13 protein-coding genes are annotated in these 12,854 nt (G+C 65.7%); all 13 read right to left on the reverse strand.

Features of this window, described 5'->3' with window-relative positions; genetic code table 11:
- Positions 1 to 32 precede the first annotated feature (32 nt).
- Positions 33 to 839, reverse strand: a complete 807-nt coding sequence (locus tag ACWV8V_RS01145) for a DUF4198 domain-containing protein (protein WP_455898720.1) — start codon at positions 837 to 839, stop codon at positions 33 to 35.
- A 25-nt stretch (positions 840 to 864) separates the two neighbouring features.
- Complete coding sequence (locus ACWV8V_RS01150) at positions 865 to 1,383, reverse strand: DUF2271 domain-containing protein (RefSeq protein ID WP_455898721.1); 519 nt, start codon at positions 1,381 to 1,383, stop codon at positions 865 to 867.
- A gap of 22 nt (positions 1,384 to 1,405) precedes the next feature.
- Positions 1,406 to 2,044 carry a PepSY-associated TM helix domain-containing protein gene (locus ACWV8V_RS01155; RefSeq protein ID WP_455898722.1) on the reverse strand — a complete coding sequence of 213 codons (639 nt, stop codon included), beginning with the start codon at positions 2,042 to 2,044 and terminating at the stop codon, positions 1,406 to 1,408.
- Between the two features lie 1,016 nt (positions 2,045 to 3,060).
- On the reverse strand, positions 3,061 to 5,484 hold the full coding sequence (locus ACWV8V_RS01160) for a TonB-dependent receptor domain-containing protein (protein WP_455898723.1): 2,424 nt from the start codon (positions 5,482 to 5,484) through the stop codon (positions 3,061 to 3,063).
- A 139-nt stretch (positions 5,485 to 5,623) separates the two neighbouring features.
- Positions 5,624 to 6,061 (reverse strand): hypothetical protein, encoded by a 438-nt coding sequence (locus tag ACWV8V_RS01165; RefSeq protein WP_259261280.1) that lies wholly within the window; start codon positions 6,059 to 6,061, stop codon positions 5,624 to 5,626.
- A 120-nt stretch (positions 6,062 to 6,181) separates the two neighbouring features.
- Positions 6,182 to 6,514: a non-heme iron oxygenase ferredoxin subunit gene (locus tag ACWV8V_RS01170; RefSeq protein ID WP_259261281.1), complete on the reverse strand. Its 333-nt coding sequence runs from the start codon at positions 6,512 to 6,514 to the stop codon at positions 6,182 to 6,184.
- Positions 6,511 to 7,047 carry a GNAT family N-acetyltransferase gene (locus tag ACWV8V_RS01175; RefSeq protein ID WP_455898724.1) on the reverse strand — a complete coding sequence of 179 codons (537 nt, stop codon included), beginning with the start codon at positions 7,045 to 7,047 and terminating at the stop codon, positions 6,511 to 6,513. The genes ACWV8V_RS01170 and ACWV8V_RS01175 overlap by 4 nt, the downstream gene beginning before the upstream one ends.
- Before the next feature lie 108 nt (positions 7,048 to 7,155).
- Positions 7,156 to 8,412 (reverse strand): cysteine desulfurase, encoded by a 1,257-nt coding sequence (locus tag ACWV8V_RS01180; RefSeq protein ID WP_455898725.1) that lies wholly within the window; start codon positions 8,410 to 8,412, stop codon positions 7,156 to 7,158.
- Positions 8,409 to 9,671: a Fe-S cluster assembly protein SufD gene (gene sufD / locus ACWV8V_RS01185; RefSeq protein WP_455898726.1), complete on the reverse strand. Its 1,263-nt coding sequence runs from the start codon at positions 9,669 to 9,671 to the stop codon at positions 8,409 to 8,411. The genes ACWV8V_RS01180 and sufD overlap by 4 nt, the downstream gene beginning before the upstream one ends.
- The gene (sufC, locus tag ACWV8V_RS01190; RefSeq protein ID WP_259261285.1) at positions 9,671 to 10,435 is read right to left on the reverse strand and encodes a Fe-S cluster assembly ATPase SufC; all 765 of its coding nucleotides are present in this window, start codon (positions 10,433 to 10,435) and stop codon (positions 9,671 to 9,673) included. Before sufC ends, sufD begins: the two co-directional genes overlap by 1 nt.
- Positions 10,436 to 10,480: 45 nt before the next feature.
- Positions 10,481 to 10,891 (reverse strand): lysozyme inhibitor LprI family protein, encoded by a 411-nt coding sequence (locus tag ACWV8V_RS01195; protein ID WP_259261286.1) that lies wholly within the window; start codon positions 10,889 to 10,891, stop codon positions 10,481 to 10,483.
- Positions 10,888 to 12,363, reverse strand: a complete 1,476-nt coding sequence (gene sufB, locus ACWV8V_RS01200; RefSeq protein WP_346468556.1) for a Fe-S cluster assembly protein SufB — start codon at positions 12,361 to 12,363, stop codon at positions 10,888 to 10,890. Before sufB ends, ACWV8V_RS01195 begins: the two co-directional genes overlap by 4 nt.
- Positions 12,364 to 12,376: 13 nt before the next feature.
- Positions 12,377 to 12,829, reverse strand: a complete 453-nt coding sequence (locus ACWV8V_RS01205) for an SUF system Fe-S cluster assembly regulator (protein WP_259261288.1) — start codon at positions 12,827 to 12,829, stop codon at positions 12,377 to 12,379.
- Positions 12,830 to 12,854 lie beyond the last annotated feature (25 nt).

The raw sequence follows: 12,854 nt of genomic DNA on the forward strand, positions 1-12,854 counted from the left end.
GGACGGTGCACTGCACTGCACGCCGAAGGGCGTTACTCCGGCAGCACTTCCAGCGTGGCCACATAGCTCAGGCGACGCTTCTTGGCTTCCTTGATCGACGTCTTGCTGTCTTCGGTGCCGGTCTCCACCCAGTACATGCCCGCTTCGGGCCAGGTGACGGCGAACTCGCCCTTGGCATCGGTGCTGACCTTGATCTCTTCCTGCGCGTTGCGGTAACGGGTACCGCCGCGGGTGATCTCGAACGCCAGGCCGGCGGTCGGCTTGCCGTCGACCAGCACGCGGAAGCGCGCGGCTTCGCCGGCGACCAGATCGTTCGGGTGGGCCAGCGCGATCATCTCGATGCCCTGGTTGGTCGGCTTGAGCGCGGTGTCGTTCGGGGTGCCGTTGGTGACGAAGGTTTCCACGCGGCCGACCGACTGCGAGACCTGCAGGTTCCTGGCGTTCTTCGGCACTTCGGTGGCGAAGGTGGCCGGGGTGCCGCGCCAGCGCTTGGGCTTGCCGTCTTCTTCCCAGCTGGCTGACAGGCCGTTGTTGACCGTGGCCAAGCGGTAGGTGCCCTGCTGGGTCAACTCGACATCGAACACGCTGCGGAACTTGCCGGTCGCCGCGTTCTGCGGCTGCACGGTGCTGCCGTCCGGCGCGGTGATGACCAGGCTGTCCAGGCGCAGCGGCACGTGGTTGAAGTAGAACAGGTCGTTGGAGACCGCCGCGTCGACGGTGATCCACGGGTTGGTGCCCGCGATCACGGTCTGCGAGGGCTGCAGCCAGGCCTTGTGGGCCAGGGCGGAGAACGGAAGTGCGGCGGCCATGGCGGCGGCGAGGACGAGCGTGCGCTTCATCGAAAAACTCCAGGTGAATAGGGAATCAGGGCTTGGTGGTCAGGGTGACCAGGCCGAGTTCGGTCGCGCCCTGGGCCTTGCCCGACTGTGCGGACGTGACCGGCCAGGTGAAGGGGATCTTGAGCAGTTCGCGGCCGCCGACTTCGCGCACCGCTTCCACCACGAGGGTGTAGTTGCCCGGGGCGAGTGCCTTGAGCGCCGGCTGCTTGTCGCTGAAGGAGAGCGCGTGCTTGCCGACCGGACGGGTCGGGCCGGTCACGCCGTCCACCGGCACCTCCAGGGTGCGGCCGCTCTTGCGCCACCACTGGCGCAGGTCGGGCAGCCACTTGGTGCCGTGGCCCTCACTGTTGCCGGTCTGCTGGTACCAGACGGAGAGGTTGGCGGCGACCTTCTGGTCGGCCCCTTCCAGCCACACGGCCACATACGGGCGGTGGTACTCGGCCACGTTGAGCTTGGGCACCTCGACGTTGATATCCAGGGTGGTGGCATAGGCCGGCGAGGTGGCCAGCAGGCCGCTCAGGGCGATGGTCAGGGTGACGCGCATGGTGCGGCTCCGGAAGGGACGGTCAGTGGATGAGGATCAGGGCGATCAGCAGCGGGATCAGCAGGCCCAGGCCGACCAGCGGCCAGGTCATGCGGCGCTGGCGGGCATGCAGGTGCAGCAGGAACAGGCCGGTGATGCAGAACACCAGGCAGGCCACGGCGAAGATATCCAGGAACCAGCCCCAGGCTGGCCCGGCATTGCGCCCTTTGTGCAGATCGTTGAAATAGGACACCCAGCCACGCGTGGTGGATTCGTACTCCACGGCGCCCGAATCGCGGTCGATGCTCAGCCAGGCATCCGCGCCCGGGCTGGGCATGGAGAGATAGATTTCGCCATCGGACCATTCGGCCGGGCGGCGCCCGATCGAGATGCCGAGCTGCGCATCCAGCCAGCGGCTGGCCACGCGGGGGATCGGTGCCTTGCCATCGGCGCAGTCGCCAAGCTTGCCGAGCAGGTCGGCAGGCAGCGCCAGCTGGCGGCTGACCACCTCCGGCGTGGCTTCGATCCTGGAGGCGTGGTTCAAGGTGATGCCGGTCGCGGCGAACAGCAGCATGCCGATCAGGCACACCGCCGAGCTGATCCAGTGCCACTGGTGCAGCGTGCGCAGCCAGAAGCCGCGGCGTTGTTGTTGCACGCTGGAAGAAGGAGCGCTGGTGGCCACGGTCGGGAGAGAGAGTACTGAGGGGCGAATTACACCATTGATGAGAATGGTTCGCAATTTGTGAAAAAAGAAGGCAGCGTTCCGTCGCCGGCGCGCTGCCTGAGGTCAAGAACCGTGGCGGCGCCATTCATGGCGCCGCTGGTGGCCATTTTTTAGTCCAGGAGCACCGCGGTCTGCGGAGCTGATGCTGCCGCCGACCTCGTTAACCAGTTCGTCGAATAGCGGTCGCAGCGACCCTCATCGATCAGCCATGTTGGTACAACCACTTTTTCTAATTTGGCAGCACGGTGAATGGATGGTCATACGTGTTCCATTCATTACACACTGTAGCCACCGCGAGAGCCGCGTACTGTCCAATTGAGCCTATTGCGCATCCGATCGGAAGGAAGAGGCTCCGGCTCGCACCTTCCCCGCCAAGGATCTCAGCGTGGATTGTGGTTCCACACTGTCCTGCTACGGAAACTGCAAGTGAACCCGTCACGCTCCCTGGCCGATTATCCTTCTCCAGAAGTGCTTCTCCCTCGAAGACATCGAGAACCCCTTGTATGACTGCAGTAGGGCCTGTCATCTGCGCGCTGGCGTGGCAGCCTTGTGCTTTCGGCGATATTGAACTGTTAGCGATCCATTCTTTGGACTCGCAAGGAAATGCGAATTCTACGTCTTGATCCAAAGTGACTGACACGTCAGTAGCAGCATCCCTTCCATAAGACTTACAGACATCCTGATGTGCCTTCATGGCGGATGAGTTTTGGGACCAAGGCTGGTATAGCCATCTACCGTCCTCAAGCTTGTGGAGCGATAGTTCGATGTTTCCCTGAACATCCAAAGCATGACTGGCGCGGACTATACGTGTTTCCAAAGCATTCTTTGGGATTTCGGGGCTATGAGGCGTGTTCGCTGAGGTTGTTTGTAGCAATGCAATATGAATCAATATTGCGCTTGTGATCCAAGCGTAAGATTTCATCTGTACGGCCTCCTCCATTAGACGTGATTTGACTGCTAAGGCGACTAGTTCGTCAGAACTTTGCGTTTAGAGAAATCCAATAGTTGCGTCGTTGGTCCTTGACGGAATAGTCGTCAACACAGTTGTACTCGGTGTCGCTCGACAGAACGCACGACTGCGACACAAAATTTCTACTAAGCAAATTGTTGACCCGCGCGTTGACGGTCAGCCATTTGTTGATGTCCCAGCTGCCCCCGAGGTGGAAGATCGTGTAGTCCTCGTAGTAGCGGGTCTGCGAGCTGCTCCCGCCGCCGACGTTGCTGACCAGCGTGTCGCGGTAGCGGTCGTAGCGGCCTTCGCCGATCAGCGACAGGCTGACCGCCTCGCTGATCTGCCAGTTAAGGCTGGCATTGGCCATGTGCTTGGCGGGGTTGCCGGTGATCGGCAGACCCTTGCCGGTGCCGCTGGTCTGCTCGCTCTTGGTCCAGGTGTAGTTGCCGCGCAGCTGCAGGTTGTCCAGCAGATCGACCTGGGCCGCCGCTTCCACGCCGCGGGTTTCCGCCTTGTCGATGTTCACGCTCTGGCCGAAGGTGCTATAGCCCAGCTCGGCCCAGCCCGGGCCGATGTCCACGCAGTAGCTGCCATCGCTCGGGGCGACTTCGCAATTGGCGAAGGTGCCGCCGCTGGCGATCTTGTCATCGAACTTGTTGAGGAAGCCGGTAAGGTTGAAGCCCCAGCGATCGCCTTCGTAGTACGTGGCGATCTCGTAGTTGGTGCTGGTTTCCGGCTTGAGGTTCGGCGAGCCGACCAGCGGAGTCACGCCCTGGCCGCCGAAGCCGACGATGCCGGGGAACAGCTGGTCCGGACGCGGGGTCTTGTAACCGGTGCTGACGCCGCCCTTGACGGTCCAGGCATCGTTGGCATTCCACACCAGGTAGGCGCGCGGGCTGACGTGACTGCCGAAGATGTTGTGATCGTCATAGCGCACGCCGACCGTGGCGGTGAGGGTGTCGGTCAGCGACCAGTTGTCCTCGGCGAACAGCGCCCACATGCGGTGCTGCTGCTTGACGTTGTTCTTGTAGCCGTTGCCGTCCATGCCGAACACGCCATCGACCATGTCGGTGTCGTTGTACTGGCCACCGACGGTGAGCTTGTGCGCGCCGAAGGTCAGGTCCAGCATGGTGTCCAGCACGTTGCCCTTGAGCTCCATCGTGCGCAGCGGGCGCGGCAGGAAGGCCTGCAGGCGCGCCAGTTCGGCGGCGTTGAGCGCACCCAGCCCGTTGCGTGCGCCGGCCGCGCAGTTGGCGGCGGCGCCGGTGCGACGGCAGACGTCGTTCCACAGTCCCTGCAGATCAGCGCGCTCATCCAGCGTCAGCGGCAGCGAGCGGCCGAGGTTGTTGCTGGTGATGTGGGTCAGCGTGGTCTGCCAGGTGCCGAATTCATAGCGGCCCTGGTGGGTCAGCGCCAGCTGGTCGCGCTCGTAGCGCTGGTAGGCGGTGTAGCCCACGCGCGGCTGCACCACGCGGCGGGTGATGTTGCCCGGACCGTTCGGGTTGCGGATCGTCGCATTGCCGACGCGCCACAGGCTGGCCAGGCTGTCCAGGGTGCCGGTCTGGCCTTCGCTGTTGTCGTACTTCTGGCGCGACACGTCGTAATCCAGCCACAGCTCGTGGTCGTCATTGACGATGAAGTTCAGGCGCAGGCCGGTGTTCCAGTTGGTGTTGGCCACCGCCTTGCCGCCGCCACCGAAGCCGATGCTGCGCGACCACATCGTGCCATCCGGCAGCTGCAGGTCATCCCATTCCGGGTTGGAGGCTTTGGCGTCGTAATAGCTGCCGCGCACCGACAGGCCCAGGCGGTCCTTGATCAGCGGGCCGCTCAGATAGACATCGGTGCTGCGTGCATCACCGAACTGGTCGTCCTGCTGCATCGTGAAACCCTGGGTGACCGCGCCATGCCACTCGGTCTGGTTGCGGCGGGTGATGATGTTGATGACTCCGCCCATCGCATCGGAGCCGTACAGCGTCGACATCGGGCCACGCACCACCTCGATGCGTTCGATCGCATCCAGCGGCGGCATGTACGAGAACTGGCCGCCGCCGAAGTTGTTCGGGTACAGGTTGCCGGCATTGCTCTGGCGGCGACCGTCGATCAGCACCAGGGTGTAATCCGAGGGCATGCCGCGCATGGAAATAGTGGCGCGGCCGTTCTTGTCGGTCGGCTCCATGCCCACGTCGATGCCTTCCACGTCGCGCAGCGCATCCACCAGGCTGGTGTACGGGCGCTTGCTCAGCTCTTCGCGGCTGATCACGCTGATGCTGGCCGGGGCATCGGCGATCTTCTGCTCGAAGCCCGCGGCGGTGACGACCACCTTGTCCAGCGTGGTCGGGCCGGCGGCCTCACCGTTGGCGAAGGCCGGGGTGCTCAGCGCACCGAGCAGGGCGATGGACAGGGTGCAGCGGGACAGGGACGTGCGACGACGATGGCGCTGGGCCATGGGGGTAACCTCGGAAAGAAGAACGCGGACGCAACGCGGCAGGCCGCAGGGCGGCAACACGCGCAGGAATCAGGAAGGCCCGGAACGGGCAGAGCGTGCGTGACCGCGCGGGGCGCGATGGCGCCGCGGGCAGTCGGGATCAGCCCTGCGGAGGGGCCTGGCCGCGCTGGACGCGCAGGCCGGGTGCAGCAGGCAGCGGCGTAGCCGGTGCCGAATCAATGGCGGGCAGGACCCGTGGCGGCTGTGCCACCCACGTGGCCATCAGTGCATCCAGCGATTCCACCATGGGCGGCAGCGAGGGCTGCGGCGGTGGCGTCGGAGCAGGGCGCGCGCTGGCGACCCGGCGCGGTTTGGCCGGGGCTTCGTCCTGCGCAGCGGTCTCACCACCGCCGGCCGGGCGCTCGTCCATCGGCATCTGCAGGACCATCACGGTGCTGCCCGGGGCAACCCGTTCCAGCACCGGCAGGCCGGTAAACAGCATCGCCAGCACCGCCAACCACGCCAGCACCACAGGCAGCGCCGGGCGCTGCCCCCGCATGGCGGTGGCAAAGCTGCGATGACGGTGGGGGTGGCGCAAGGGAAGGTCCCGAAACGGCGGACCGGACCTCCGGTTCGCAACGCGCCGAGATTGTAGTGAGATTTGTTACCAGGTGCAAATGGGAATGATTTGCGACTATAGGGCGTCGTTCCGTCCCGATCAGTCGCGGTCGTCGCGGGCCCAGACGGCGTCGTGTTCCCGCTTGACCGGGAACTTGGCGACCGGTGAGTAGGCCGGGGCGCACAGCGCGGCCCCGTCGCGGACGTCGAAGCGGGCCCCGTGCAGGACGCACTCGATGCTGGCCTCGGCGGTATCGAAGGCGCCCGAGGACAGTTCGAACTCGTCGTGGGTGCACTGGTCTTCCAGCGCGTACAGCTCGCCGTCCAGGTTGAACACCACGATCGGCGTGCCGGTCACCTCATCGAAAGTGCTCTTCATCTCGCCGGGCAGCAGCTCGGCGCTGGCGCAGACGAAGGTCCAGGTCTCACTCACGCCGGCACCGCCAGCGACTTTTCCAGGATCTCGAAGCGCAGATCGTCGCGCTTGGGGATGCCGAAGCGTTCATCGCCATACGGGAAGGGCTTTTTGATGCCGGTGCGCTGGTAGCCGCGGCGCTCGTAGAAAGCGATCAGCTCGTCGCGGATGTCGATCACCGTCATCTGCATGACCGGTACGCCCCATTCGCGCGCGGCGTGGGCCTCGGCGGCGAGCATCACCTGCTTGCCGATGCCGCCGCCCTGCTGGGCCGGATCCACCGAGAACATGCCGAAATAGCCCTTGCCCTGGTCATCGGCCACGTGCGCGCAGGCCAGCAGCTGGCCGTCGCGCTCGGCGAGCAGGATGGTGCTGCGCGGGCGCTCGATGTCGGCCTGCAGGCCCTGCGGGTCGATGCGGGCGCCATCGAGGATGTCGGCCTCGGTGGTCCAGCCGGCGCGGCTGGCGTCGCCTCGGTAAGCGGAGGTGACCAGGGTGACGAGGGCGGGGATGTCGGCCAGCGTGGCGGCGCGGTAGGTGAGGGTGCTCATGCGGCCATTTTAGGCTGGCCGGGGCCGGGACGGAAACGACCGGCACGGACAACAAAAAACGCCGTGGCAGGCCACGGCGTTCCGGTGGGGCGCAGACCAGGGGCGGGCTCAGCCCAGCAGCTTGCGCACCTTGTTCAGCGCCACGATGAAGCGCTCGATCTCGTCATGCGTGTTGTAGAACGCCAGCGAGGCGCGGCAGGTCGCGGCGACGCCGTAGTACTGCAGCAGCGGGTGCGCGCAGTGTTGGCCCGAGCGGACCGCGACACCTTCCAGGTCGAGCAGGGTGGCCAGATCGTGCGAATGCGCGCCTTCCACCAGGAAGGAGACCACCGCTGCCTTGTCCGGCGTGGTGCCGAAGATGCGCAGGCCGTCGATCTTGTTCAGCTCTTCGGTGAAATGCGCCAGCAGTTCGCCTTCGCGGGCTTCCACATGCTCCAAGCCCAGCGATTCCAGATAATCCACCGCCACGCCCAGGCCGATGAAGCCGGCGATGTTCGGGGTGCCGGCTTCGAACTTGTGCGGGGCGTCGTTGAACACGGTGCCTTCGAAGCTCACTTCCTTGATCATCTCGCCACCGCCGAGGAACGGCGGCATGGCATCGAGATGCTCGCGCCTGGCCCACAGGGCACCGGTGCCGGTCGGGCCGCACATCTTGTGGCCGGTGATGGCGTAGAAGTCGCAGCCGATCGCCGGGATGTCGATCCTGCGGTGCGGGGCGGCCTGCGAGCCGTCCACCACGGTGATGATGCCGCGCTTGCGGGCCTCGCGGCAGATCTCGCGGACCGGGTTGACCGTGCCCAGCACGTTGGAGACGTGGGCAACCGCGAGCAGCTTGACCTCGGGGGTCATGGCCTTGCGCAGTGCGTCCAGGTCCAGGGCGCCATCCGGGGTGATCTCGGCCACGCGGATCGTCGCGCCGGTACGCTGGGCGACCAGCTGCCACGGCACGATGTTGGCGTGGTGTTCCATGCGCGAGACCAGGATGACATCGCCGGCCTTCAGCCGCGGCAGTGCCCACGAATAGGCGACCAGGTTGATCGCGAAGGTGGTGCCGCTGCACAGCACCAGCTCGCTGGCGCGTACATTGAGGAAGCGCGCCAGCTTGTTGCGTGCGCCTTCGTAGGCATCGGTCGCTTCGGTGCCGAGCGCATGCACTGCACGGCTGACGTTGGCGTTGTAACGGCGGTAGAACTCGTCCAGCGCGCCGATCACCTGCACCGGCTTCTGGCCGGTGTTGGCGTTGTCGAAATACACCAGCGGCTTGCCGTGCACTTCGCGCATCAACAGCGGGAAGTCCAGGCGCACGCGGTCCCAATCGGGTGCGGCGCCGGTATCGGCGACCGGGCGCGGCGTGGACAGGTTCATGCCACGCCCGCCAGGGCCAGCGCACGGTCGAGCTGGGCGGTGAGCTGCTCGGTCAGGCGTGCGTCGAGCGCGTTCAGCGGTTCATGGCAGAACGCCGCGCTCAGCAGCTGCTGCGCGCGATCGGCCGGCAGGCCACGCGAGCGCAGGTAGAACAGCGCATTGGCATCGAGCTGGCCGACCGTGGCGCCGTGGGCAGCCTTCACTTCGTCAGCATCGATCACCAGCGTGGGCTGGGTGTCGATCTCGGCATCGGCGGAGAGCAGCAGGTTCTTGTTGGACAGGTTGGCGTCGGTGCCATCGGCGCCTTCGCGGATGTGGATGCCACCGTGGAAGACCACGCGGCTGCGATTGGCCGCCACGCCACGCCAGACCATTTCCGAGGCGGTATCGCGCGCAATGTGCTCGATGCCCAGGCGGGTGTCGACATGGCGGCGCCCGTTGCCAAGCAGCACGCCGTTGGCGGTCAGCTGGGCGTTGTCGCCTTCCAGGCGGACGTTGAGCTCATGGCGGCTCAGCGCGGCGCCCAGTTCCAGATCGACACGGCGGTACTGCGCGTTGCGGGCCAGCACGGCGTCGGTGCGCAGCAGCGAGGTGGCGCGGGTGGCGTCGGCCTGCACGCGCGCGTGCGAGAGCACGGCATCCTGCGCCAGGTGGACGTGCACCAGGGTGTTGTCCAGGTGCGCGGCATCGCCGACATGCAGGTGATGCTCGACCACGCCCAGCGCGGCACCGCTGCGCAGTTCGATCAGGTGGCGGTGGTGCCAGGACAGGTCGGTATCGCCGGCCACGCTGATGAAGACCAGCTGCAGCGGCGCCTCGACCTGAACGCCTGCTTCCACGCGCAGCAGCACGCCTTCATCGGCGAGCGCGGCGTTGAGGCGGGCGAACACCTCCTCGCTGCGCTCGAAGCGACGGCCGAGGAAACGAGCGGCTTCATCGCCCGCGGCCAGTGCCGAGGACAGGGTGGCCAGCTGCACACCGGCCGGCACCGCAGCGACATCGCTCAGCGCGCCGGACGGGCGACCATTGACGAACACCAGCCGCGGCGACGGAATGTCGGCCAGCAGGGCGGCATCGACCACGGCCGGGGCGAGCGGGGCGGGCTGGAAGCTGCGACGCTCCAGCTGGCGCAGGGAGGTGTATTTCCAGGCTTCGGTACGCGGGCCGGGCAGGCCGGCCTGCAGGGCGGCATCCAGCTCGGCGCGACGTGCATCGCTGCCGCAGAAGCCGCTGGCGAGGGAATCGAGCAGGGCGCTCATCAGACCGCTGCCTCCGGCACCACACGGTCCTTCAGGAAGTGGTAGCCATGGGCTTCCAGTTCCAGGGCCAGTTCCGGGCCGCCGCTCTGCACGATCTTGCCATCGGCCAGCACATGCACCACGTCCGGCTTGATGTAATCGAGCAGGCGCTGGTAATGGGTGATCACGATGAAGGAACGGTCCGGCGAACGCAGCGCGTTGACGCCGTCGGCCACGCTCTTGAGCGCGTCGATGTCCAGGCCGGAGTCGGTTTCATCCAGGATCGCCAGCTTCGGCTCGAGCACGGCCAGCTGGAAGATCTCGTTGCGCTTCTTCTCGCCACCGGAGAAGCCTTCGTTGACGCCGCGGTGCAGCAGCTCGTCCTTCAGGTGCAGCACGGCCAGCTTCTGGCGGACCAGCTTGAGGAACTGCATCGAGTCCAGTTCTTCCTCGCCACGCGCCTTGCGTTGGGCGTTGAGCGCGGCGCGCAGGAAGTAGGTGTTGTTCACGCCGGGGATTTCCACCGGGTACTGGAAGGCCAGGAACAGGCCGGCGGCGGCGCGTTCTTCCGGCGCCAGCTCGAGCAGATCACGGCCTTCGAACTGCACGCTGCCTTCGCTCACGTCATAGCCGTCGCGGCCGGCCAGGACGTTGCCCAAGGTGGACTTGCCGGCGCCGTTGGGGCCCATGATGGCGTGCACCTGGCCGGGCTTCACGTCGAGCGAGAGGCCCTTGAGGATGTCTTTGTCGCCGATGCGTGCGTGGAGGTTGTCGATCTTCAACATGTCGATAATCGTCTTGTCAGATAGGGGAACTGGAGGCAGCGCGACTCAGAGGTCGTATTCGCTGCGCTCGAGGAATTCGTTGCGCAGGTAAGTGACCCGCGCGGTGGTCAAGGCCGCCTTGGCGCCGGAATACAGCATCGGGTACATCGAGCCGTACAGCAGGCGAGGGTTCTCGTCATCGCCCACCGGGTAGCGCGCGTCCAGATCGGCGTCGCGCAACTGGACCCACAGGCGCTGCGCTGCTTTCATCTTTGCCAGTGCGACCGGCTCGCCGGCCAGCTTGGCCACGATCTGACGGTACACCGCGTTCAGTTCGGCATCGGCCTGCTTGAACTCGCCGTCAGCGCAGGCATTGAGCTCGAGCTGGTTGCCACCCGGATCGCATTTCACGTCCTGCGCGGCCACCGGCGCCACCGCGCCCAGCAGCAGACCCAGGCTGATCAGGATGCGGATCATCCGACCGAGCCTTCCAGGCTGACGTCCAGCAGCTTCTTGGCTTCCACCGCGAACTCCATCGGCAGCTCGCGGAAGACCTGCTTGCAGAAGCCGTCGACGATCATCGAGACCGCGTTTTCCTGGTCGATGCCGCGGGCACGGCAATAGAACAGCTGGTCGTCGGAGATCTTGGAGGTGGTCGCTTCGTGCTCGACCGTCGCGCTGGGGTTCTTCACCTCGATGTAGGGGAAGGTATGCGCGCCGGACTTCTTGCCGATCAGCAGCGAATCGCACTGGGTGTAGTTGCGCGCGCCCTCGGCGCCGCGATCGATCTTCACCAGGCCACGATAGGTGTTCTGACCATGGCCGGCGCTGATGCCCTTGCTGACGATCTTGCTCTTGGTGCGCTTGCCGATGTGGATCATCTTGGTGCCGGTGTCGGCCTGCTGACGATGGTGGGTCAGCGCGACCGAGTGGAACTCGCCGACCGAATCATCGCCAAGCAGCACGCAGGACGGGTACTTCCAGGTGATCGCCGAGCCGGTCTCGACCTGGGTCCAGGTGACCTTGCTGCGCGCGCCACGGCATTCGGCACGCTTGGTGACGAAGTTGTAGATGCCGCCCACGCCGTTCTCATCGCCCGGGTACCAGTTCTGCACCGTGGAGTACTTGATCTCGGCATCTTCCAGCGCGACCAGCTCGACCACGGCGGCATGCAGCTGGTTCTCATCGCGCATCGGCGCGGTGCAGCCTTCCAGGTAGGACACGTACGCCTTGTCTTCGCAGATGATCAGCGTGCGCTCGAACTGGCCGGTGTGGCCGGCGTTGATGCGGAAGTAGGTGCTCAGCTCCATCGGGCAACGCACGCCCTTGGGGATGAACACGAAGCTGCCGTCGGAGAACACCGCCGAGTTGAGCGCGGCGAAGTAGTTGTCGCCGACCGGCACCACCGTGCCCAGGTACTGCTTGACCAGTTCCGGGTGTTCCTTGATCGCTTCGGACATGGAGCAGAAGATCACGCCCTTCTCGGCCAGTTCCTTGCGGAAGGTGGTGCCGACCGAAACCGAATCGAACACCGCATCCACGGCGACGCCGGCGAGCTTGGCGCGCTCATGCAGCGGCACGCCGAGCTTGTCGTAGGTGTCCAGCAGTTCCTTGGGCACGTCGTCCAGCGAGGCGTACTTCGGGCCCTTGGGCGCGGAGTAATAGCTCAGCGCCTGCAGGTCGATCTGCGCGATCTGCAGCTTGGCCCAGTCCGGCATCGGCATGGTCAGGAAGTGGCGGTAGGCGTCCAGGCGCCACTGCGTCATCCATTCCGGCTCGTCCTTCTTGGCCGACAGGGCACGGATGGTGTCCTCGTCCAGGCCGGGCGGCAACGAGTCCGATTCGATGTCCGTGATGAAGCCCGCCGAATACTTGCGGCCGAGCTGCTCATGGATCTCGCGGTTGGGGGTGTCGCCGGTGGCGACGGTATCGAGGGTATCGGTGGCCATGGGGGCTGCCTGATCAGGAGACGACATCCGCCGCGATCGCGCGGCGGTGGGCGTCAACAAGGGGAAGAGGGGGCAGGATCTGCGCCAGGGTGACCGCGCGCAGCGCTTCGGACACCACGTCGTTGATCATCCGCCAGCTGCTGCGCGCGCCACACTGCAGCTCGCGGCCGCACTGGCTGTGGTCATGGGCGCACTCGGTCAGGCCCAGCGGCCCTTCCATGGCTTCCACGATCTCGAACAGCGTGATCTGGTCTGGCGCGCGGGTCAGCCGGTAGCCGCCGCGGACGCCGCGCAGGCCTTCGACCAGACCGGCCTGGGCCAGCGGCTTGAGCAGCTTGCTGACGGTGGGCGGTTCCAGACGGGCGAACTCGGCCAGTTCAGTTGCACTGAGCACCTCGCCCGGGCGGGCAGCGAGCACGGTCAACACGACGGTGGCGTAATCGGTGAGCTTGGTGACGCGGAGCATGTGGGGTGCAGAACCATAAAGCGGA

It is taken from the genome of Stenotrophomonas sp. Ker107b (genome assembly GCF_053847245.1).

What these genes read in the sequence shown, in the direction of transcription:
- ACWV8V_RS01145 (WP_455898720.1), bottom strand. Translation starts at nt 839, where the DNA reads ATGAAGCGCACGCTCGTCCTCGCCGCCGCCATGGCCGCCGCACTTCCG.
- ACWV8V_RS01195 (WP_259261286.1), bottom strand. Translation starts at nt 10,891, where the DNA reads ATGATCCGCATCCTGATCAGCCTGGGTCTGCTGCTGGGCGCGGTGGCG.
- sufD (WP_455898726.1), bottom strand. Translation starts at nt 9,671, where the DNA reads ATGAGCGCCCTGCTCGATTCCCTCGCCAGCGGCTTCTGCGGCAGCGAT.
- sufC (WP_259261285.1), bottom strand. Translation starts at nt 10,435, where the DNA reads ATGTTGAAGATCGACAACCTCCACGCACGCATCGGCGACAAAGACATC.
- sufB (WP_346468556.1), bottom strand. Translation starts at nt 12,363, where the DNA reads ATGGCCACCGATACCCTCGATACCGTCGCCACCGGCGACACCCCCAAC.
- ACWV8V_RS01160 (WP_455898723.1), bottom strand. Translation starts at nt 5,484, where the DNA reads ATGGCCCAGCGCCATCGTCGTCGCACGTCCCTGTCCCGCTGCACCCTG.
- ACWV8V_RS01175 (WP_455898724.1), bottom strand. Translation starts at nt 7,047, where the DNA reads ATGAGCACCCTCACCTACCGCGCCGCCACGCTGGCCGACATCCCCGCC.
- ACWV8V_RS01180 (WP_455898725.1), bottom strand. Translation starts at nt 8,412, where the DNA reads ATGAACCTGTCCACGCCGCGCCCGGTCGCCGATACCGGCGCCGCACCC.
- ACWV8V_RS01150 (WP_455898721.1), bottom strand. Translation starts at nt 1,383, where the DNA reads ATGCGCGTCACCCTGACCATCGCCCTGAGCGGCCTGCTGGCCACCTCG.
- ACWV8V_RS01205 (WP_259261288.1), bottom strand. Translation starts at nt 12,829, where the DNA reads ATGCTCCGCGTCACCAAGCTCACCGATTACGCCACCGTCGTGTTGACC.